The sequence below is a fragment of the Staphylococcus caprae genome (assembly GCF_002902725.1).
GTDB lineage: Bacteria > Bacillota > Bacilli > Staphylococcales > Staphylococcaceae > Staphylococcus > Staphylococcus caprae.
The window spans coordinates 53261-76607 of record NZ_PPRT01000038.1; the positions used below are offsets into that span (position 1 = coordinate 53261).

The window sequence follows — 23347 nt, forward strand, 5'->3', positions numbered from 1 at the left end:
ATATAAGTCTTTAGTCCATTTACAATAGTCGAAAAACAATGTACAGTTAATAAGGATATAAATAACTGAATAATATAAGTGTTTTTAATGAGATTATTCGGTTTTAATAAATTATCCTGATTAAAATTTTCTATTGTAAGGGGAAAAAGAAAAAATGAAGATTTTTGATTATGAAGATATACAATTAATTCCAAATAAATGTATTGTTAGTAGTCGTTCAGAATGTGATACTTCTATAAAGTTCGGACCACGTTCTTTTAAATTACCTGTGGTACCTGCAAATATGCAAACTGTAATGAATGAAGAATTAGCTCAATGGTTTGCTAAAAATGACTATTTCTACATTATGCATCGTTTCGATGAGAAAGCACGTATTCCTTTCATCAAAAAGATGCAAAATGAAGGGCTATTTGCTTCAATTTCTGTTGGCGTGAAAGATAATGAATTTAAATTTGTAGAAGAACTCGCTTCAGAATCTCTAGTTCCTGAGTATATTACAATCGATATTGCACATGGTCATTCAGACTCTGTAATTAATATGATTAAACATATCAAAACATATTTACCAGAAAGCTTTGTGATTGCTGGTAATGTTGGAACACCTGAAGGCGTTAGAGAGCTTGAGAATGCAGGTGCTGATGCCACAAAAGTAGGTATTGGACCAGGACGTGTTTGTATCACTAAAATTAAGACAGGATTTGGTACAGGTGGTTGGCAATTAGCTGCACTTAATATCTGCAGTAAAGCAGCACGAAAACCTATTATAGCTGACGGTGGGTTAAGAACACATGGTGATATTGCCAAATCTATTCGATTCGGAGCATCAATGGTTATGATTGGTTCACTATTTGCGGCGCACGAAGAGTCTCCAGGTGAAACAGTTGAACTTGAAGGTAAAAAATATAAAGAGTATTTTGGTAGTGCTTCAGAATTCCAAAAAGGTGAACATAAAAATGTTGAAGGTAAAAAGATGTTTGTAGAACATAAAGGTTCACTTAAAGATACTTTAACTGAGATGCAACAAGATTTACAAAGTTCAATTTCATATGCAGGTGGTAAAGACTTGAAATCACTAAGAACTGTTGACTATGTCATTGTGAGAAACTCTATTTTTAATGGTGATAGAGACTAAAATGAAGTAGTAGGTGGAAATAATTAAAAGGTTTCTATTATTTTTTGTAGTTTTATTATGTGTTGTTATATTCACTCCGATTAAAGAAGTAGCGCCTTTGATTCATTTTCAAAATGAGGTTCGACACAAAGTAGACATTTGGTTAAATGATGATACAAACAGTAGTGAAAATGCTTTAGCTATACCAAATAAACAAGAATTTGCGATTAACAATATTCAAATGAATATGACTAAAAAAGATGTTGAAAATAAATTAGGTCATCAAAAGCGTGTGACTTCCAATGAGTATGGAACAAATTGGTATACGTATTACGACAAAGATTATAATAACTTTATTATGATTAGCTATATTAAAAATCGAGTTAATGCGATGTATACAAATCAGAACTTAATTTCTTCCAAATCAAAGATAAAATATGCAACTCCTAAAGAAACTGTTAGATCTCGGTTAGGAAACCCCATTCAATATATTAATAAAGGGAGATATCGTTTCGAAGTTAAAAATAAAGAGTACGATGTGTTCCACAAAGATCATGTATACACGACGGTGTTCTATGATAAACATGAAAGTAATGGGGTAACCTCATTGTTGCAAGTAAGTGAAAATATGGAGAATCGTTTACGAAATCAATACGGAGCTCCTTCTAAATCACTGGAAAAGAGTTTTGAATTACAAGATTTTGATTTAGTTAATTCAGAACGTAAACAACATGGATTAAATACTTTGAAATATTCAAGCACAATTTCTAATACTGCTAGAAAGCACAGTGTCAATATGTCTGAAGATCACTTTTTCGATCATACCGACAAACAAGGGAACTCTCCATTTGATAGATTGAAAATGGACCATATAGATTTTAATGCAGCAGGAGAAAACTTGGCCTATGGGCAAGTAAGTAGTATATATGCTCACGAGGGACTCATGAATTCCTTAGGTCATAGAAAGAATATACTCAATACGCATTATAAGAATTTAGGTTTAGGTGTTGACTTTAATGAAGATAAACAACCATTTTGGACCGAAGATTATACCGGATAAACGTTTATCTATAAGATATAGGGGTATTTGTATGTTGTAAGGATGTAGATATATATGACAACTAAAAATGAAAAACAACCCGATGTATTGGATAAAGTCAAAGATATTTTAAAAAAAGGTTCTAAACAAAAGACTAGGTAGTTCGATAAATGAACTGCCTAGTCTTTTTACATGTTATATGAGTTATATATGATAAAGGAGGTCTTATTAGAGAGAATAGTAATTAATCACTACATTTCTCTGTATAATCCAATAACTTTTCCAATTACTATGACATTATCTAAATAAATAGGTTCCATAGTACTATTTTCAGGTTGTAAACGATAACGATTCTTTTCTTTATAAAAACGTTTTACTGTAGCTTCTTCATCTTCTGTCATTGCAACAATGATATCACCATTCTCAGCAATCGTTTGGCTTCGTACAATCACTTTATCGCCATCTAGAATTCCAGCTTCAATCATACTGTCGCCGACTACATTTAAAATAAAGATATCACTGTTATGCGTTGACGTTAAATGTTCTGGTAATGGGAAATATTCTTCAATATTTTCTACTGCTGTGATTGGCATACCCGCTGTAACTTTACCAATTACCGGAACGTGAATGGTTTCTTCTACATTTACTTCATCTAATTGTTCGCTAACTATCTCAATGGCTCTTGGTTTTGTAGGGTCTCTTCTAATATAGCCCTTTTCTTCTAGTCTTGATAAATGTCCATGTACTGTGGAACTAGATGCCAAGCCAACTGCTTCACCAATTTCTCTAACACTAGGTGGATAACCCTTTGTTTGAACAATATGTTTAATGTAATCATAAATCTCACTTTGTCGTTTAGTTAGTTCTCTCATATATAGGCACTCCCTAATTTTATTTAATTTGATTATAGCATTAATCTACAATAAAAACAAACGTTTGTTCGTTTTGTTGTTGACAGAGAACATTCGTTCTGGTAAATTAAATATACAAACAAACGTTCTAGGAGTGAGATTGATGTTAACTAATACAAAACAAAAGTTTTTAATATATATAGCTGTAGTACTCGTCTCTTGCATGGTATTTCTAACATTCTTTTTAAGTGTGAATCAAAGCGCCCATTCAGAACAAACGTACGAAATGACGGATCATGAAATTCATCAAAAAGATAATAATAAAACTAACGATAAAGTTGAATATAAACAAAATAGCGAACAAAATGACACTTCAGTGTTCGCATTAGTTAATTAAAGCTATTATAAAAGAATGAATTAAGATGGATGAAATGAGCTTAACGATTTGGTTATGCTCATTTTTTTGATATATTCTATTCAAGAATTTTACTTCTATAATATTTATAGAAACTCATCGTAAAATATTAAATGAGCATCTTTAATGAGTAATTTTTATAAAAAAGGAGTTGCAATATATGTCTAAGGAAGATTTGAATATAGACAGAATTAATGAATTAGCTAAGAAAAAGAAGGAAAAAGGTTTAACTGAAGCAGAGGCTAAAGAACAATCAAAGCTAAGAAAACAATATTTAGATTCATTTAGAAAGGGATTCAAACAACAAATCGAAAATACTAAAGTAATAGACCCTGAAGGTAATGATGTAACACCTGAAAAACTTAAGAAAATACAGGCCGAAAGAGAAAATAAAGGAAAAGATTAAATGAATTGATATTGTTTATTCATCATATGATGTGAGTGAATTTATCTGATTTTTCTTTATCATTTTAATTTAAAATAAGTTATAATTAAATATAGATATTATTTGAAGAAGGGAAGACACAACGATGTTTAATGAAAAAGACCAATTAGCTATCGATACGATACGTGCGCTTAGTATAGATGCTATCGAGAAAGCAAATTCAGGACACCCTGGTTTACCTATGGGAGCAGCTCCTATGGCATATACACTATGGACACGTCATCTGAATTTTAATCCTCAATCTAAAGATTATTTTAATAGAGATAGATTTATCTTATCAGCAGGTCACGGGTCTGCTTTACTATATAGTTTATTACACGTATCTGGCAGTCTAGAATTAGAAGAACTTAAACAATTTAGACAATGGGGTTCTAAGACGCCAGGTCACCCAGAATTCAGACATACAGATGGCGTAGAAGTTACAACTGGCCCTCTTGGACAAGGTTTTGCAATGTCAGTCGGAATGGCTCTAGCTGAAAATCACTTGGCTGGTAAATTCAACAAAGACAATTATGATATGGTTAATCATTATACTTATGTGTTAGCTTCAGATGGAGATTTAATGGAAGGAATTTCACATGAAGCAGCGTCATTTGCTGGTCATAATCAGTTAGATAAGTTAATTGTGTTATATGATTCTAATGATATTTCTTTAGACGGAGATTTAAATAAATCTTTCTCTGAAAACACAAAATCTAGATTTGAAGCATATGGTTGGAATTACATCTTAGTGAAAGATGGCAATGACTTGGAAGAAATAGATAATGCTATTAATAAAGCTAAATCACAACAAGGTCCAACAATTATTGAAGTGAAAACTGTAATTGGCTTTGGTTCACCTAATAAAGCTGGTTCAAATGGTGTTCACGGTGCACCATTAGGAGAAGATGAAAGAAAACTTACTTTTGAAGCATATGGTTTAGATCCTGAAAAACGTTTCAACGTGCCAGATGAAGTATATGAAATTTTCCAAACTACAATGCTAAAACGTGCAAATGAAAATGAAGATGCTTGGAAAGCTAAATTAGATGACTATAGTAAAGAATACCCTGAATTAGCTGAAGAATTTAAGTTAGCTATTAGTGGTAAATTACCTCAAAATTACGAAAAAGAATTACCAAAATATGATTTAGATCATAAAGGAGCTTCTAGAGCAGATTCTGGAGAGATTATTCAAAAACTTAGTCAAACTGTACCATCATTCTTCGGTGGCTCTGCCGATTTAGCAGGTTCAAATAAATCAAATGTTAAAGAAGCCAAAGATTATGACAAAGAAACACCTGAAGGTAAAAATATATGGTTTGGTGTACGTGAATTTGCCATGGGTGCAGCAGTAAATGGAATGGCCGCTCATGGTGGTTTACATCCATATGGAGCAACGTTCTTTGTATTCAGTGACTATCTGAAACCTGCCTTAAGATTGTCAGCTATAATGGGTCTTAATTCAACATTTATATTCACTCATGATTCGATTGCAGTAGGTGAAGATGGCCCAACTCATGAACCAATTGAACAATTAGCTGGTTTACGCGCAATTCCTAATATGAACGTTATTCGTCCTGCTGATGGTAATGAAACACGTGTTGCATGGGAAGTTGCACTTGAATCTGAAAATACGCCAACTTCTTTAGTATTAACTCGTCAAAATCTTCCTACATTAGATATTGCAGAAGAAACTGTTGAAGCAGGAGTTCGTAAAGGTGCATATGTAGTATTTGAAACTGAAAAAGAACCTGAATACTTATTATTAGCATCTGGTTCAGAAGTAAGTTTAGCAGTAGAAGCTGCCAAAGACTTAGACAAACAAGGTAAAGGTGTTAGAGTCGTATCTATGCCAAACTGGTTTGCATTTGAACAACAATCTGATGAATATAAAGAATCAGTGATACCAACTTCTATTACAAAACGTGTCGCTATAGAAATGGCTTCTCCACTTGGTTGGCATAAATATGTAGGTACTGAAGGTAAAGTTATCGGTATTGATGGCTTTGGCGCAAGTGCTCCAGGAGATTTAGTCGTTGAAAAATATGGCTTCACTAAAGAAAATATTTTAAATCAAATTCGTACATTTTAAGTAAATAAATACTTAGAATTGTAAAATAAACAATATTATATTTGGGTTACTAGCTAAAGTTTATTAGTTAGTAACCTTTTTATTTTATTATTGATGATTGTATTGTGTTGTAAAACTGTAATTTGTTATCATAACTTTTGGAATAGCATATACGAGTCTTAAAGAAGCTCTTGAAATAACTAAGTGAATTTAGTAAAATTCAGTAGGATAAAGAAAGTGGGTGAAACAATGGCAACTTGGTTAGCAATAATTTTAATCATTTTAGCACTTATCATAGGATTAATCGGTGGTTTCTTCCTAGCAAGAAAATATATGATGGATTACCTCAAAAAAAACCCACCTATCAATGAAGAAATGCTACGTATGATGATGATGCAAATGGGTCAAAAACCATCACAAAAGAAAATTAATCAGATGATGACAATGATGAATAAAAACATGGATCAAAACATGAAAGGTAAATAAAATTTACTATGACGGACGTTGCAGTGTATATAGCATTGTGACGTCCGATTTTTTATTTTTCTAAGAAGTTGGGATATCATTTAATTTTTCAGTCGCATTTAACGCATTGGGGAGAGTTCTCAGAATTGAAAGTGTACTAATACAAGCTTCTCTCAATCCTAGCGTTTCCATAAGCAATTTTTACAAATTAAATCATTCAACTTTTTAATTTTTAGAAAGTTTAAAGTAGTCATTGATATAGTGATAGTGATATACTATCATGTGATGAATTAAGAGTATTAAGTTTATGTCATAAGAAGGTGTCAAATTGGCTTATCTAATATTTTCTATTGTAGTCGCGTTTTTAATGGGTGCAGTAGTAATTGTAATCAGAATGAAAGCTCAAAAGTTTCCTGTTAATGAAAAGAAAATCATTTTACCTCCATTTTTTATGGCGACAGGAGCTTTAATGTATATAATTCCATATTTCAGACTAACTGGAATGGAAATGTTGGAATCTCTGATTTTAGGTGTACTCTTCTCTACGGTTTTAATTTGGACATCTAGATTTGAAGTAAAAGGTAGCGAAATTTATATGAAACGCTCTAAAGCTTTTCCCGTTATCTTAATTTCTTTATTAATCATAAGAACAGTCATCAAAATTTTTATTAGTAATGAAATTGATCCTGGAGAAATTGCTGGTATGTTTTTCTTATTAGCATTTTGTATGATTGTGCCTTGGAGATTAGCAATGTTTTATAAGTATAAAAAATTAAAAAAATCATTAGTTAAATAATGGGGGAAAAGCCACTTGTCATCAGATTTGATAAGTGGCTTTTTTACTTGAAAGTATGATAAAAAGATTATACAATAAAAATACGAACAAACGTTCTTATTAGGAGGATGAATATGAAAATCATACATACGGCTGATTGGCATCTTGGGAAAATATTAAATGGTAAACAACTGTTAGAAGATCAAAAATACGTGTTAACTCAGTTTGTAAATCAAATGAAAGTGGAGAAACCTGACGTTATAGTTATTGCAGGTGACTTGTACGATACATCTTATCCTAGTAAGGAGACAATGGGTTTACTTGAAGATACAATTGCGGAATTGAATATCAAACTTCACATACCTATCATTATTATTAGTGGAAACCATGATGGTAAAGAAAGATTGAATTATGGTGCATCGTGGTTTGAAAGCAATCATTTATACATAAGGACGAAATTAGAAGATATTCATAAGCCTATTGAGATTAATGGTATTCAATTTTTCACATTACCATTTGCTACTGTGAGTGAAGTACAAGACTTTTTCAAAGATAAGGACATATCAACGCATCAAGAAGCTTTGAATAGCTGTTTAGAGTATATGACTCAAAGTATAGATCGTAACAAAGTTAACATTCTTATTGGTCATTTAACTATTCAAGGTGGTAAAACTTCTGAATCTGAAAGACCTCTAACTATAGGAACTGTTGAATCGGTAGAGAAACAATCTTTTAAACAATTTGATTACGTTATGCTCGGTCATCTACATCATCCTTTTAGTATTAATGATAATACGATTAAGTATAGTGGTTCATTGTTACAATATTCATTTTCTGAAATTAATCAAGCGAAAGGTTACCGAATTGTTCGTATTAAAGAGAAGCAGGATATTGAAGATACATTTGTACCAATAAAACCTTTACGTGAGTTAGAAGTCATAGAAGGAGATTATGATGATGTCATTCAAGAGCGTTTACCAATCAAAAATAAAGATAATTATATACATTTTAAACTCTCGAATATGTCTCACATCAATGATCCTATGATGAAATTAAAGCAAATATATCCAAATACATTAGCGCTAACTAATCAAACTTTTGAAATTAATGAAGAATATAGAAATATAGAGATAAAAAAACAAGACGACCAATCGATTATTAAAAATTTTTATGAAACGATGACGAATGAGACTATGAGTGAAAACCAGTCAAAAAAAGTTGCAGATATTTTAAATCAAATTATGGGAAAGGAAGTCTAAATTATGAAACCAATCAAACTCCAATTAAATAACTTTGGTCCTTTCCTTAATGAGACAATAGACTTTAGCCAAATTGAAAATAATCAGCTATTTTTAATTAGTGGTAAAACAGGCTCTGGTAAAACTATGATTTTTGATGCCATTGTATATGCTTTATTCGGTAAAGCTTCTACTGAAAATAGAAAAGAAGATGACTTAAGAAGTCATTTTGCTGATGGTAAATCACCTATGAGCGTGACTTATGAGTTTAAACTTCATAATCAGATTTTTAAAGTTCATAGAGAAGCACCTTTTATAAAGGAAGGAAACACAACAAAGACGCACGCAAAACTTGATATTTATGAACAAATTGATCATCAATATGAATTGAAAGAAAGTAGAGTGAATGCTGGAAATCAATTTATTGTTCAATTAATGGGAGTGAATGCTGAGCAATTCCGTCAACTCTTTATATTACCTCAAGGTGAATTTAAAAAATTTCTTCAATCAAATAGTAAAGATAAGCAATCTATTCTTAGAACTTTATTTAATAGTGAACGTTTTGAGGAAATAAGAAGTTATTTAATGGATAGTGTTAAAAATGAAAAACTTCAAATAGAAAACAGATATAATCAAATCAATCATTTATGGAACAGTCTCGCTACGTATGAAAATGATAATTTATCAAAGTTAAAAGAAATAGATAGCTCTCAAACTGATAAAATTATTCAAAAGACATCAGATTTTATTGAATATGGTAAACAGTTATTATCAGATTATAAAGATAAGAAGACATCAGTTAATAAAGAAGTAGAAGAAATATCTAATAAATATAATTTAAATAAAGAGTTGAAGCAAAATATTGAAGCTTTAAACCAACAAATAGAACAATTTGAAAATTTAAAGAAAGAACAAGACAAAATAAAAGAACTAAAGGTTGAATTAAATAAAATAAATGAATCAAATATTCTAATCACTTCTTTTAAGAGAGAACAAGTAGTGAATAGTGAAATCGAAGAATTAAAATTAGCGATAGAAAAAGCTGAGATTAAAGCGGAAAATTTTAAAAAGAAGATTAGAAATCTAGAAAATGAATTTAATACTCTAAAGCCTAAAGAAAAAGAATTTGAAAAAATTAATGATTATCTTAAATTGAATGTTAATTTTTATAATAATGCCGATACCTTCATAAAAAGTTATAACCGAAAAACGGAATTAATTGAAGAAATAGGCAAACTTGAAGAAAAGCATAAACATTTTAAAGCTGAAAAAGAAAATTTATTAAACCAATCTAATGGGAAGACGAGAGACTATGAAATAATAGATCAATATTCTCAACAAATAGTTGAACTTAAAAAATCAATAGAGGATATAGATAAATATATAGAAAAAGAAAACCAATTTAAGAAAATTCAACAAGACAGACAGGAAAACAATGAAAAAATTAAAGAAGTGAATGAGAAATATAGTAATATTAAATCTTTAATCGCTAAAGTGGATGCTACAAATGTTGATCTTAATGATAAACAAACATTTATTAAAGAAATCAAATCAGCTCTTTCTATAGGTGACACTTGTCCAATTTGTGGTAATGAAATTCAATCTTTAGGTGAACATATTGATTTTGAGTCAATTGCTAAAAAGAAAGAACAGATAGAAAAACTTGAAAATAATAAAACCACACTAAAAGAAACATTAATTCGATTAGAAAGTAGAAGAGAAGAATTAAAAAATAGAGAAAGTGAGTTAGATTTTCAGGTTCAAGAAACACAAGATATAGAGACACTCAAAACTAAGTTAGCACACATAGAAGATGTTAAAAGTAAACAACAAAAAGAAAATAAATTTTTAGAATCGATTAATGAGAAAGAAAAAGATCTTGATAAAAGTCGTCACGAATTAGATTTAGAGATAAATAATAAGAAAGCTCAACTTGAACAAATTAATATTAGACTCAATGATTTTGAAGATAGTACAGAATTTGAAAAGGTTAGTACATTTAAAGACTACTATGAAAAGAGAAAAGAAGAATTACATTCGTTCAATACTCATTTAGAAGACATTAAAAATCAATTGACTGAAAATAAAAGTAATTTAACCATTGAATTAAATAACGTGGAGAACTTTAATAATAATTTAGAAAAAAGAAACAATGAAAAAACAGAACTTGAAAATAATATTGAAAAAGAAATGAAGCGTATTGGCTTTGAAACTTATGAACAAATAGAAGAGACAATTGAGTTAAGTAATCAAAAGCAAACGATTGAAGAAAAGATAAATAAGTATAATATTGAATATCAAAACTATGAATTTGAAATAAAACGCTTGGAAAAACTTGTTAACGGCAAAGAATTATCAAATATAGAAGATATTGAAGCTCAATTGATTAATAAAAAACAAGAACTAGATGAGATTAATTCAGAAATTGCAACGATAGATTATAAAAATGAAACTAATCTTAAGAATATCAAACAAATCAAAGAACTTATTTCGATTCTCAATGATGAATTAAAAGAACAACAAGAGATATTTCTGTTAACTGAAATACTTTCTGGTAAAAATAGTCACAAATTAACTTTAGAGAACTATGTACTGATTTACTATTTAGAGAAAATTATCTTCCAAGCTAATCAAAGACTATTACAAATGAGTGGTAATAGATACCAATTGGTTAGGAGAGAAGTAGTTTCACAAGGGTTTAGCGGTTTAGAGATTGATGTATTTGATTTTCATTCTAATAAATCAAGACATATCAGTTCTTTATCCGGAGGAGAAACATTTCAAGCTTCTCTTGCTTTAGCTTTAGGATTAAGCGAAATCGTGCAACAAGAATCAGGAGGTATTACTTTAGAATCAATGTTTATTGATGAAGGGTTCGGCACATTAGATCAAGAAACGTTGGAAACTGCACTTGATACACTCATCAATTTAAGATCGTCGGGGAGAATGGTAGGAATTATCTCTCACGTTAGTGAATTAAAACAAAGGATACCATTAATACTAGAGGTTTCAAGTAATCAATACCAAAGCAACACACAATTTAAGAGAAATTAGAAGACAAAAAATGGGAGTGAGACAGAAATATAATTTAGCAAAATTATTTTCGTTGTCCCTCTCCCAACTTGCATTGTTTGTAGAATTTCTTTTTAAGAAATTCTCTATGTTGGGGGCCCTCCGGCAAGGATGGCTAGGATTGAAAGAAGCTTGATATAAGCGCACTTTCAATTCAGACATCTACTGCCAATATGTTAAAAAAGGCTGAGACAATTAATTATGTCCCAACCTCAAATGTTTATTAATTTTTTTCTCTTAATAGGTCTCTGATTTCAGTTAATAAAACTGTATTTTCTTCTACTTCTTCCTCTTCTTCTTCTTTTTTCATAATTGTATTAGCAATTTTTACAAAGATGAAAAGAGCAAAAGCAACAATTATAAAATCAATGATTGATTGTATGAAAAGACCATATTTTATGCCCCAGAAAGACCAATCTTTAGCAAAATCTACTGAACCGAAGATTTTACCTATTAAAGGCATAATGATGAACTGAACTAATGAAGTGACAATTTTATTGAATGCTGCGCCCATTACTACGGCAACGGCTAAATCTAATACATTACCTTTAAGGGCGAACTCTTTAAATTCCTTTAACATATGTATAGTCCCTTTCTATGTAAAATGTAAGAGTAATTATACAACATATAATAAATTTAGCAAATACTATATTTATGCAAATTTGATTATGAAAAAGACGTTTGATATCCTAGTAGAAGTGTATTAGTAAAGTTAAATTTTTTAAGATAAAAATATAATTATTTAATTTTACTACTTTGAAAATTAAATATTTGGATGAAGGGAGTAATTAATTATGAATTCTTCTTCTCAAAAAAGAGGGAATAAGAAGTTTTCTTCTGTATTCATCTATAGTTCGATTATAGTAGCTATAGTCGTACTCATAGGTGCAATCTGGCCTGAGAAGTTTGATGGCATTACAAATGCTATTAAAATGTGGATTACTAATAAATTAGGTTGGTATTACTTAATTCTTACTACGATTATTGTTTTCTTTTGTATCTTCCTAATTTTCAGCCCAATCGGCAAACTTAAGTTAGGTAAACCTCATGACAAACCTGAATTCAACTCAATTTCATGGTTCGCAATGTTATTCAGTGCTGGTATGGGAATAGGATTAGTTTTCTATGGTGCTGCTGAACCAATGGCCGATTTTGCTGCGCCCCCAACAGCTGATCCTAAAACAACTCAAGCCTATACTGAAGCTTTAAGATCAACATTCTTCCATTGGGGATTCCATGCGTGGGCTATTTACGGTGTGGTTGCATTAGCTTTAGCATATGCACAATTCCGTAAAGATGAACCTGGGTTGATTTCTAGAACACTACGTCCGATTTTAGGAGATAAAGTTGAAGGACCTATTGGGACATTCATCGACGTTCTTTCTGTCTTTGCTACTTTAGTCGGCGTAGCAGTTTCCTTAGGTATGGGAGCTTTACAAATTAATGGTGGATTGAATTACCTATTTAAAGTTCCTAACAATACATTAGTCCAAGGAATCATCATTGTAGTTGTAACTATTTTATTCATCGCAAGTGCGTGGTCTGGTTTAAGTAGAGGTATTCAATATTTAAGTAACTTAAATATTGGTTTAGGTGCTATATTAATGATTATTACATTAATTATTGGACCTACAGTTTTAATACTAAATATGTTAACTAGTTCAACTGGTAATTTACTTAATACATTCTTATTCAACAGTTTTGATACTGCAGCTTTAAATGGCCAAAAACGTGATTGGATGTCTACTTGGACACTATACTATTGGGGTTGGTGGCTAAGTTGGAGTCCATTTGTTGGTGTATTTATTGCCCGTGTATCAAAAGGACGCTCAATCCGAGAATTTATTTCAGGTGTATTATTAGTTCCAGCTTTAGTAAGCTTTGTATGGTTCAGTGTATTTGGTGTATTAGGTATTGAAACAGGTAAAAAACATCCTGAATTATTCAAAATGTCACCAGAAACGCAACTATTCGGTGTATTCAATCATATGCCAATAGGTACGATACTATCTATCATTGCATTATTATTAATTGCTTCATTCTTTATAACTTCTGCGGACTCAGCTACTTTCGTTTTAGGTATGCAAACAACATTTGGTTCTCTAAATCCAAGTAGTTTAGTTAAAGTTACATGGGGTATTGCACAAGCTCTAATTGCTTTCGTACTGTTACTAGCTGGTGGCGGTGATGGTTCAAAAGCGTTGAATTCTATTCAAAGTGCTGCGATTATTAGTGCCTTCCCATTCTCGTTCGTCGTCATAATGATGATGATTAGTTTCTATAAAGATGCCAATCAAGAGCGTAAGTTCCTTGGTTTAACACTGACTCCAAATAAACATCGTTTACAAGATTATGTTAAATATCAACAAGAAGATTATGAGTCAGATATTCTTGAAAAAAGAGAAGCTAGAAGAAATAAAGAAAAAGAAGAATAGTTAAATTTTAGCCTATAGTATGAAAATTAATTCATACTATAGGTTTTTTTATTATTAAATTTTTTGAAAAGCAAAAAGGTTCATTTTAATTGGGATTGATAACCATTCTCAATTAATAATATTTACTTATTGCACTAACAGTCAATGATAACTTTTACTTATACTACCTGATTAAAAATGCGAAACGTAAATAGTGTCTTTTATGATGTTACACAGTTGTTTTGATAAACATATAATAATACAATTTAATTAACGGCATATAAATATATAGAAATATCAAGGGGGATATTAAATGGCTTCTAATTTTAAAGAACAAGCAAAGAAACATTTCCAATTAAATGGCCAGTCATACACTTACTATGATTTAAAGACATTAGAAGAAAAAGGTTTAACTAAAATTTCAAAATTACCTTACTCAATTCGTGTTTTGTTAGAATCTGTATTACGTCAAGAAGACGACTTTGTAATTACTGACGATCACATTAAATCATTAAGTGAATTTGGTAAAGAAGGTAACGAAGGTGAAGTACCTTTCAAACCATCTCGAGTAATCTTGCAAGACTTTACAGGTGTGCCAGCAGTAGTAGATTTGGCATCATTACGTAAAGCTATGAATGATGTGGGTGGAGATATTAATAAAATTAACCCTGAAGTACCAGTTGATTTAGTTATTGACCACTCAGTACAAGTAGATAGCTATGCAAACCCTGATGCTTTAGAACGAAATATGAAATTAGAATTTGAACGTAACTATGAACGTTATCAATTTTTAAACTGGGCTACTAAAGCTTTTGATAATTATAACGCTGTACCACCTGCAACAGGTATCGTACACCAAGTAAACTTAGAGTATTTAGCTAATGTTGTCCACGTGCGTGACGTTGATGGTGAACAAACTGCATTCCCAGATACTTTAGTAGGTACTGACTCTCATACTACAATGATCAATGGTATCGGCGTATTAGGTTGGGGCGTTGGTGGTATCGAAGCTGAAGCTGGTATGTTAGGTCAACCATCTTACTTCCCAATTCCAGAAGTAATCGGTGTACGTTTAACTAATTCATTACCACAAGGTTCTACAGCAACTGACTTAGCTTTACGTGTTACTGAAGAGTTACGTAAAAAAGGTGTGGTCGGTAAATTTGTAGAATTCTTCGGCCCTGGTGTACAACATTTACCATTAGCTGACCGTGCTACAATTGCTAACATGGCGCCTGAGTATGGTGCAACTTGTGGTTTCTTCCCAGTAGATGAAGAATCACTTAAATACATGAAATTAACTGGTCGTAAAGATGACCATATTGAATTAGTTAAAGAATATTTACAACAAAATAATATGTTCTTTGATGTTGAAAAAGAAGACCCAGAATATACTGATGTTATTGACTTAGATTTATCTACAGTTGAAGCTTCATTATCTGGTCCTAAACGTCCTCAAGATTTAATTTTCTTAAGTGACATGAAGACTGAATTTGAAAAATCTGTTACTGCTCCTGCAGGCAACCAAGGTCATGGTTTAGATGACAGTGAATTTGATAAGAAAGCAGAAATTAAATTCAATGATGGTTCAACTTCAACAATGAAAACTGGTGACATTGCAATTGCTGCAATTACATCTTGTACAAATACGTCTAACCCTTACGTTATGTTAGGTGCAGGTTTAGTTGCTAAAAAGGCAGTTGAAAAAGGTCTTAAAGTACCTGAATTCGTTAAAACTTCATTAGCACCAGGTTCAAAAGTTGTTACAGGTTATTTAAGAGATTCTGGCTTACAAGAATACTTAGATGATTTAGGATTCAACCTAGTAGGTTATGGTTGTACTACATGTATCGGTAACTCAGGTCCTTTATTACCAGAAATTGAAAAAGCAGTTGCGGACGAAGATTTATTAGTAACTTCAGTATTATCTGGTAACCGTAACTTCGAAGGTCGTATCCATCCATTAGTAAAAGCTAACTACTTAGCTTCACCTCAATTGGTTGTTGCTTATGCATTAGCTGGTACGGTAGATATCGATTTACAAAATGAACCAATTGGAAAAGGCAAAGATGGAGAAGATGTTTATTTACAAGATATCTGGCCTTCAATTAAAGAAGTTTCAGATACTGTTGATAGTGTCGTTACTCCAGAATTATTCTTAGAAGAATACAAAAATGTATATAATAATAATGAAATGTGGAATGAAATCGATGTTACTGATGAACCATTGTATGATTTCGATCCAAATTCAACATACATTCAAAATCCAACATTCTTCCAAGGTTTATCTAAAGAACCAGGAACAATTGAACCACTTAAAGACTTACGTGTGATGGGTAAATTTGGTGATTCAGTTACAACTGACCATATTTCTCCAGCAGGTGCTATCGGTAAAGATACACCAGCAGGTAAATACCTATTAGATCATGATGTACCTATTCGTGACTTTAACTCATATGGTTCACGTCGTGGTAACCACGAAGTAATGGTAAGAGGTACATTTGCAAATATTCGTATTAAAAACCAATTAGCTCCAGGTACTGAAGGTGGCTTCACAACGTATTGGCCAACTGAAGAAATTATGCCTATATATGATGCTGCAATGAAATATAAAGAAGATGGTACTGGATTAGCTGTATTAGCAGGTAATGATTATGGTATGGGATCTTCTCGTGACTGGGCAGCTAAAGGTACTAACTTATTAGGTGTTAAAACTGTTATTGCTCAAAGTTACGAACGTATTCACCGTTCAAACTTAGTAATGATGGGTGTTTTACCATTACAATTCCAACAAGGTGATTCTGCAGAGTCATTAGGTTTAGATGGTAAAGAAGAAATCTCAGTGGATATTACTGAAGATGTTCAACCACATGACTTAGTTAAAGTTCATGCTAAAAAAGAAAATGGCGATGTTGTAGACTTTGAAGCTATCGTACGTTTCGACTCATTAGTAGAATTAGATTACTATCGTCATGGTGGTATCTTACAAATGGTACTAAGAAATAAATTAGCACAATAATCTTATTTCATAATAATTTAAGTATGTGTTAAGTTGAACCACTTGCCGTGTTAACGTTTATGTTGGCACGGCTTCTTTGTGTTATGCTTACAATATAACTAAGAAACAAAAGCTGAAAGAAGGACTTATTAATATGATTTATAGTTTGACTGAAATTGAAGCGAGGTACCAAGAAACAGATAAAATGGGAGTTATTTATCATGGGAACTATGCTACATGGTTTGAGGTTGCTCGAACAGACTACATAAGAAAACTGGGATTTAGCTATGCTGATATGGAGAAAGAAGGTATCATTTCTCCTGTAACTGATTTAAATATCAAGTATAAGAAATCTATTTTTTATCCTGAAAAAGTAACGATTAAAACATGGGTTGAAAAGTATTCAAGACTACGTTCTTTATATTGTTATGAGGTTTACAATGAAAAAGGTGAACTCGCAACTACAGGATCAACTGAATTAATTTGTATGAAAGCTGATAATTTTAGACCTATTCGTCTAGATCGCTACTTCCCTGAATGGCATGAAACTTATAGTAAAGTTTCCGAATTAAATCAAGAAGGTAAAGATGCAGAAGTTAAAAATGGCATCGAAAATTTATAAATATTAAACTGACCCGCTTCTGAGTGATTCAAAAGAGGGTCGTTTTTTTACTTTTTACTATATGATATTTCATCTTCATGATTCACAACATCTACCTTGATTTCATCATCTTGGAAGTACCATAAGTCTTTTTCAGCTACAACAACATTTAAACCATTGTAGTTCTTTTCAAAACCAATTTCTATATCTTCTCGTTGCTCGACATTAAACGCAGGGCTAAATCCTTGTTTAAGTTGAAATTCTCCACCATATCTTACATAAAATTGAAGTACTTTATTAGCTTCTGGCAAATCAAGTTCATCTTTGAACCAATTAACCGCTTCATCTGTAAGTTCAATATTCATTTTTTCACCCCTTCAGTATTAATTATATTTAAAATGTAATTTAAATCTTTAATAATATTCGCATTATAGCACATCACAAATGTAAAGATAATTTATACAGCCTACAAGCGTATTAAAAAACACTGAGTTTAGCCGTTCTATAATTTTTGAAAATAAAAACACTAGAAGTAAGTATACCTCTAGTGTTGAATTTCAAAATTTTAAGTTACATCCATTTAATTTTAGGTTCTTCACCTTTAAAAATTCTAACAATATTTGTTCTATGTCGAATAATGAGTATAATTGATACAAGTCCACTCATTCCGAGCAATATATAGTCATGTATAATAAGAGAGCCGATGACACAGCTAATAGCAGCGATAATGCTAGATAATGAAACATATTTGAATATCTTCAAAACACTGAAAAATATAATCGCTAAGACTAAGAGTAGAATAGGATTAACGCCAAGTACTACTCCAGCACTTGTAGCTACAGCCTTGCCACCATTAAATTTAAGGTAGATAGGGTACACATGGCCTAAAATTGCAAATAACCCTACAATCAACCCGTTAGTGAAGAAAGTACTAATCACTCCGTCCGCATGTACTGGGAACCATAATGGGAAAAAGACTGTAATAAATCCTTTGAAAATATCTAGAAATGTTACTACAAAACCAGCTGGCCTCCCTAAAACACGAAAGCTATTTGTTGCTCCAGTGTTGCCACTCCCATATTGTCTAATATCCTTTTTAAAGAATAACTTTCCAATTACTAATCCACTTGGAAATGCACCGATAAGATAACTTAAAACTAACATGACGACAATCATCATAAAACTTACACATCCTTTAGTGACTTAGCTTCATTTTACCATATTCATAAACAATTAGAACATTGATAATTCAATTTATTAAATTACTGCAATCAAAACAACTTGATTATATAAATGATACTTGCAATTTAAGCCAATTTATATAAGAATAACTATTGTATAGTTTTAAAAACGAACGTACGTTTGTAGGAGGGCGAAATCATTGGCAATGAATAAACAAAATACTTATTCAGATGATTCTATACAGGTACTTGAAGGCCTTGAGGCTGTTAGAAAGAGACCTGGTATGTATATAGGATCAACTGATAAACGTGGATTACATCATCTCGTATATGAAGTTGTCGATAACTCCGTCGATGAAGTATTAAATGGTTATGGTGATGAGATTACTGTAACTATTAATAAAGATGACAGTATTTCAATTGAAGATAATGGACGTGGGATGCCTACAGGTATCCATGCCTCTGGTAAACCAACTGTTGAAGTCATTTTCACGATTTTGCATGCTGGGGGTAAATTTGGTCAAGGCGGCTACAAAACATCAGGTGGTCTTCATGGTGTAGGTGCCTCAGTTGTTAATGCCTTGAGTGAATGGTTAGAAGTTGAAATACATAGAGATGGAAATATTTATACTCAAAGTTTTAAAGATGGTGGAATGCCTGCGACAGGTTTGAATAAAAAAGGAAAAACTAAAAAGACGGGTACGAAAGTCACTTTTAAACCTGATCCAGAGATATTTAAGGCGACAACGTCATTTAATTTTGATGTTTTAAGTGAACGCTTACAAGAATCTGCGTTTTTATTAAAAAATTTAAAAATCACGCTTACTGATTTACGTAGTGGTAAAGAACGTGAAGAAGTTTACCATTACGAAGAAGGTATTAAAGAATTTGTTAGTTATGTCAATGAAGGTAAAGAAGTACTACATGACGTTACTACTTTTTCAGGATTAGCGAACAATATTGAAGTAGATGTTGCTTTCCAGTATAACGATCAATATTCTGAGAGTATTCTAAGTTTCGTAAATAACGTTCGTACGAAAGACGGCGGAACACATGAAGTTGGGTTCAAAACTGCGATGACACGTGTGTTCAACGACTACGCGCGTCGTATCAATGAATTAAAAGAAAAAGATAAAAACTTAGATGGTAATGATATACGTGAAGGATTGACTGCAATCATTTCTGTACGTATCCCTGAAGAATTACTACAGTTTGAAGGCCAAACTAAATCTAAATTAGGTACTTCTGAAGCTAGAAGTGCTGTTGATTCAGTTGTATCTGAGAAATTGCCATTCTACTTAGAGGAAAAAGGACAACTTTCTAAATCATTAGTTAAAAAAGCTATTAAAGCGCAACAAGCTCGAGAGGCTGCACGTAAAGCACGTGAAGATGCACGTTCTGGGAAAAAGAACAAGCGCAAAGATACATTACTATCTGGTAAATTAACACCTGCTCAAAGTAAAAACACTGATAAAAATGAGCTCTATCTTGTAGAGGGCGATTCTGCTGGTGGTTCTGCTAAACTAGGGCGTGACCGTAAATTCCAAGCTATTTTACCGCTTCGTGGTAAGGTTATTAATACGGAAAAGGCACGTCTTGAAGATATCTTCAAGAATGAAGAAATTAACACAATCATTCACACAATTGGTGCTGGTGTAGGTAATGAGTTTAAAATTGAAGATAGTAATTACAATCGTATAATTATTATGACCGATGCGGATACAGATGGTGCGCACATCCAAGTATTACTATTAACATTCTTCTTCAAATACATGAAGCCACTTGTACAAGCAGGTCGTGTCTTTATAGCGTTGCCTCCTTTATATAAATTGGAAAAAGGAAAAGGTAAATCTAAAAAAGTAGAATACGCATGGACGGATGATGAATTAGAAAAATTACAAAAGCAATTGGGTAAAGGCTTTACATTACAAAGATATAAAGGTTTAGGTGAGATGAATCCGGAACAACTATGGGAAACAACAATGAACCCAGAGACGCGTACATTAATACGTGTACAGGTTGAAGATGAAGTGCGCTCATCTAAACGTGTAACGACACTAATGGGCGACAAAGTTGCACCACGTCGTGAATGGATTGAAAGCCATGTAGAGTTTGGTATGCAAGAAGATCAAAGTATCTTAGATAATAAAGAAGTTCAAGTATTAGAGAACGAAGAATATATTGAGGAGGAAACGAATTGAGTGAGATAATTCAAGACTTGTCACTTGAAGATGTTATCGGTGACCGTTTTGGTCGTTATAGTAAATACATTATTCAAGAGCGTGCATTACCCGATGTACGAGACGGATTAAAGCCAGTACAACGTCGAATTTTATTTGCAATGTATTCAAGTGGTAATACATTTGATAAGAATTTCCGTAAAAGTGCTAAAACAGTCGGGGATGTTATTGGACAATATCACCCTCATGGCGACTCTTCAGTATATGATGCAATGGTACGTTTAAGCCAAGATTGGAAACTACGTCACGTACTTATTGAAATGCATGGTAATAACGGTAGTATCGATAACGATCCGCCTGCAGCTATGCGTTATACAGAAGCTAAATTAAGCCAGTTATCTGAAGAATTACTACGCGATATTAATAAGGAAACTGTATCTTTCATTCCCAACTATGATGATACGACTTTAGAACCAATGGTATTGCCTTCAAGATTCCCGAATCTTCTAGTTAATGGTTCTACTGGTATTTCATCTGGTTATGCTACAGATATTCCACCTCATAATTTAGCAGAGGTCATTCAAGCTACTTTGAAATACATAGATAACCCTGATATCACTGTGAGTCAATTAATGAAATATATTAAAGGTCCTGACTTTCCTACAGGTGGCATCATACAGGGTGTTGATGGTATTAAGAAAGCTTATGAATCTGGTAAAGGTAAAATAGTCGTTCGTTCACGTGTAGATGAAGAAGAGTTAAGAAGTGGACGAAAGCAACTTATTGTTACTGAAATACCTTATGAAGTAAATAAAAGTAGTTTAGTTAAACGTATTGACGAACTCCGTGCAGATAAAAAAGTTGACGGTATTGTAGAAGTTCGAGACGAAACAGATAGAACTGGTTTACGTATTGCTATCGAATTGAAGAAAGATGTAAATAGTGAATCGATTAAAAACTATTTATATAAAAATTCTGATCTTCAAATTTCTTATAATTTCAATATGGTCGCTATTAGTGATGGTAGACCTAAATTAATGGGATTACGAGAAATTATTGAAAGCTATTTAAATCATCAAATTGAAGTTGTCACTAATCGAACTCGTTATGATTTAGATCATGCAGAAAAACGTATGCATATCGTTGAAGGTTTAATGAAAGCTTTATCTATTTTAGACGAAGTGATTGCTTTAATTCGTAATTCTAAGAACAAAAAAGATGCTAAAGATAATTTAGTTGCTGAGTTTGATTTTACAGAAGCACAAGCAGAAGCCATCGTCATGCTACAATTGTATAGATTAACTAATACGGATATCGTGGCACTAGAAGAAGAACATGACGAATTAGAAGCATTAATTAAAAAATTAAGAAATATTTTAGATGATCATGACGCGTTATTAACAGTTATCAAAGACGAACTCAATGAGATTAAGAAAAAATTCAAAGTAGATCGTTTATCAGCAATTGAAGCTGAGATTTCTGAAATTAAAATCGATAAAGAGGTTATGGTTCCTAGTGAGGAAGTCATTTTAAGTATTACTCGTCACGGTTATATCAAACGTACATCTACTCGTAGTTTTAACGCGAGCGGTGTGACTGAAATTGGATTAAAAGACGGAGACAGATTGTTAAAATATCAAGAAGTAAATACTCAAGATACAGTATTAGTATTTACTAACAAAGGACGTTATCTATTTATTCCAGTACACAAGTTAGCTGATATTCGTTGGAAAGAATTAGGTCAACACGTTTCACAAATTGTTCCTATCGACGAAGATGAGCAAGTGATTAATGTTTATAATGAAAAAGATTTTAATCATGATGCTTTCTATGTAATGGCAACAAGAAATGGAATGATTAAGAAGAGTAGTGTCTCTCAATTTAAAACAACAAGATTCAATAAGCCACTTGTAGGTATGAAAGTGAAAGACAAAGATGAAATAATCAATGTGGTACGTTTAGAATCGGATCAGCTTATCACGGTAATTACTAATAAAGGTATGTCACTTACATATTCTACAGCCGAATTATCAGACACAGGTCTAAGAGCAGCAGGTGTTAAATCTATTAATCTTAAAGATGAAGATTATGTGGTGATGACTGAAGAGGTAAATGAATCTGATTCAATCATTATGGTTACACAACGTGGCGCTATTAAACGTATTAGCTATAAAGTGCTTCAAGCAGCGAAACGTGCTCAACGCGGTATTACTTTATTAAAAGAGCTGAAGAAAAATCCACACCGCATTGTCGATGCAGCTGTAGTGAGAGAAAATCAAGAAACGTACACAATTTTCTCAAATAGTAATGAAGAATCGGGCAGTATAACTGATGTTCATCTGTCTGAACAATATACGAATGGTTCATTTATCATCGATGTAGATGAATTTGGACAAGTTGTAAATATGGTTTTAGAATAAAAAAAGTATATGCAATCGCATAATAAAATGATAAAATTATTCTTAATAATCTTAACTAAAAAATTCACAAGGGATTTATGTTTAATTTG

At 32.0% G+C, this 23347-nt stretch carries 18 protein-coding genes; 14 read left to right on the forward strand and 4 right to left on the reverse strand.

The genetic code is table 11. From position 1 onward, the window contains the following. Positions 1-154: 154 nt before the first annotated feature. Both guaC and CD155_RS08260 read left to right on the forward strand, forming a co-directional pair. Positions 155-1132 (forward strand): GMP reductase, encoded by a 978-nt coding sequence (gene guaC, locus CD155_RS08255; protein ID WP_070831500.1) that lies wholly within the window; start codon positions 155-157, stop codon positions 1130-1132. 13 nt (positions 1133-1145) lie between these two features. Then, complete coding sequence (locus CD155_RS08260) at positions 1146-2171, forward strand: CAP domain-containing protein (RefSeq protein ID WP_172605832.1); 1026 nt, start codon at positions 1146-1148, stop codon at positions 2169-2171. A 230-nt stretch (positions 2172-2401) separates the two neighbouring features. Here the strand turns inward: CD155_RS08260 and lexA are convergent, their stop codons facing one another. Beyond that, positions 2402-3022: a transcriptional repressor LexA gene (lexA, locus tag CD155_RS08265; protein WP_002442714.1), complete on the reverse strand. Its 621-nt coding sequence runs from the start codon at positions 3020-3022 to the stop codon at positions 2402-2404. A gap of 142 nt (positions 3023-3164) precedes the next feature. On the opposite strand from lexA, the gene sosA reads away from it, so the two are divergent. From sosA to sbcC, 7 genes are all read left to right on the forward strand, one after another. Further along, entirely contained in the window at positions 3165-3398 is a 234-nt protein-coding gene (gene sosA, locus CD155_RS08270) for a DNA damage-induced cell division inhibitor SosA (RefSeq protein WP_002442716.1), read from the forward strand. Positions 3399-3576: 178 nt separating this feature from the next. Then, positions 3577-3822 (forward strand): DUF896 domain-containing protein, encoded by a 246-nt coding sequence (locus tag CD155_RS08275; protein WP_002442718.1) that lies wholly within the window; start codon positions 3577-3579, stop codon positions 3820-3822. Between the two features lie 124 nt (positions 3823-3946). After that, on the forward strand, positions 3947-5935 hold the full coding sequence (gene tkt / locus CD155_RS08280; protein WP_103213041.1) for a transketolase: 1989 nt from the start codon (positions 3947-3949) through the stop codon (positions 5933-5935). Positions 5936-6163: 228 nt separating this feature from the next. Beyond that, the gene (locus CD155_RS08285; protein WP_037541427.1) at positions 6164-6400 is read left to right on the forward strand and encodes a YneF family protein; all 237 of its coding nucleotides are present in this window, start codon (positions 6164-6166) and stop codon (positions 6398-6400) included. A gap of 307 nt (positions 6401-6707) precedes the next feature. Next, positions 6708-7175: a CcdC family protein gene (locus tag CD155_RS08290; RefSeq protein ID WP_037541428.1), complete on the forward strand. Its 468-nt coding sequence runs from the start codon at positions 6708-6710 to the stop codon at positions 7173-7175. A 113-nt stretch (positions 7176-7288) separates the two neighbouring features. Further along, positions 7289-8413 (forward strand): exonuclease subunit SbcD, encoded by a 1125-nt coding sequence (sbcD, locus tag CD155_RS08295; RefSeq protein WP_103213042.1) that lies wholly within the window; start codon positions 7289-7291, stop codon positions 8411-8413. Between the two features lie 3 nt (positions 8414-8416). Further along, the gene (sbcC, locus tag CD155_RS08300) at positions 8417-11446 is read left to right on the forward strand and encodes an exonuclease subunit SbcC (protein WP_103213043.1); all 3030 of its coding nucleotides are present in this window, start codon (positions 8417-8419) and stop codon (positions 11444-11446) included. Between the two features lie 241 nt (positions 11447-11687). On the opposite strand, the gene mscL is transcribed toward sbcC, so the two are convergent. Continuing rightward, a complete protein-coding gene (mscL, locus tag CD155_RS08305; RefSeq protein WP_002442730.1) occupies positions 11688-12044 on the reverse strand; it encodes a large conductance mechanosensitive channel protein MscL in 357 nt (118 codons plus the stop codon). 214 nt (positions 12045-12258) lie between these two features. Between mscL and CD155_RS08310 the strand changes: the two genes are divergently transcribed. From CD155_RS08310 to menI, 3 genes are all read left to right on the forward strand, one after another. Then, entirely contained in the window at positions 12259-13899 is a 1641-nt protein-coding gene (locus CD155_RS08310) for a BCCT family transporter (protein ID WP_002442731.1), read from the forward strand. A gap of 292 nt (positions 13900-14191) precedes the next feature. Continuing rightward, entirely contained in the window at positions 14192-16897 is a 2706-nt protein-coding gene (gene acnA / locus CD155_RS08315) for an aconitate hydratase AcnA (RefSeq protein ID WP_002442733.1), read from the forward strand. Between the two features lie 133 nt (positions 16898-17030). Beyond that, complete coding sequence (gene menI, locus CD155_RS08320; RefSeq protein WP_103213044.1) at positions 17031-17498, forward strand: 1,4-dihydroxy-2-naphthoyl-CoA hydrolase MenI; 468 nt, start codon at positions 17031-17033, stop codon at positions 17496-17498. Positions 17499-17545: 47 nt separating this feature from the next. On the opposite strand, the gene CD155_RS08325 is transcribed toward menI, so the two are convergent. Both CD155_RS08325 and plsY read right to left on the reverse strand, forming a co-directional pair. Beyond that, complete coding sequence (locus tag CD155_RS08325; protein WP_070872654.1) at positions 17546-17842, reverse strand: HesB/YadR/YfhF family protein; 297 nt, start codon at positions 17840-17842, stop codon at positions 17546-17548. Between the two features lie 205 nt (positions 17843-18047). Then, positions 18048-18656 (reverse strand): glycerol-3-phosphate 1-O-acyltransferase PlsY, encoded by a 609-nt coding sequence (gene plsY / locus CD155_RS08330; protein ID WP_002442738.1) that lies wholly within the window; start codon positions 18654-18656, stop codon positions 18048-18050. A 208-nt stretch (positions 18657-18864) separates the two neighbouring features. On the opposite strand from plsY, the gene parE reads away from it, so the two are divergent. Together parE and parC are read left to right on the forward strand one after the other, a co-directional pair. After that, positions 18865-20859 carry a DNA topoisomerase IV subunit B gene (parE, locus tag CD155_RS08335; RefSeq protein WP_083321690.1) on the forward strand — a complete coding sequence of 665 codons (1995 nt, stop codon included), beginning with the start codon at positions 18865-18867 and terminating at the stop codon, positions 20857-20859. Next, positions 20856-23258 (forward strand): DNA topoisomerase IV subunit A, encoded by a 2403-nt coding sequence (parC, locus tag CD155_RS08340; protein ID WP_103213045.1) that lies wholly within the window; start codon positions 20856-20858, stop codon positions 23256-23258. Before parE ends, parC begins: the two co-directional genes overlap by 4 nt. The last annotated feature ends 89 nt before the right edge of the window (positions 23259-23347 follow it).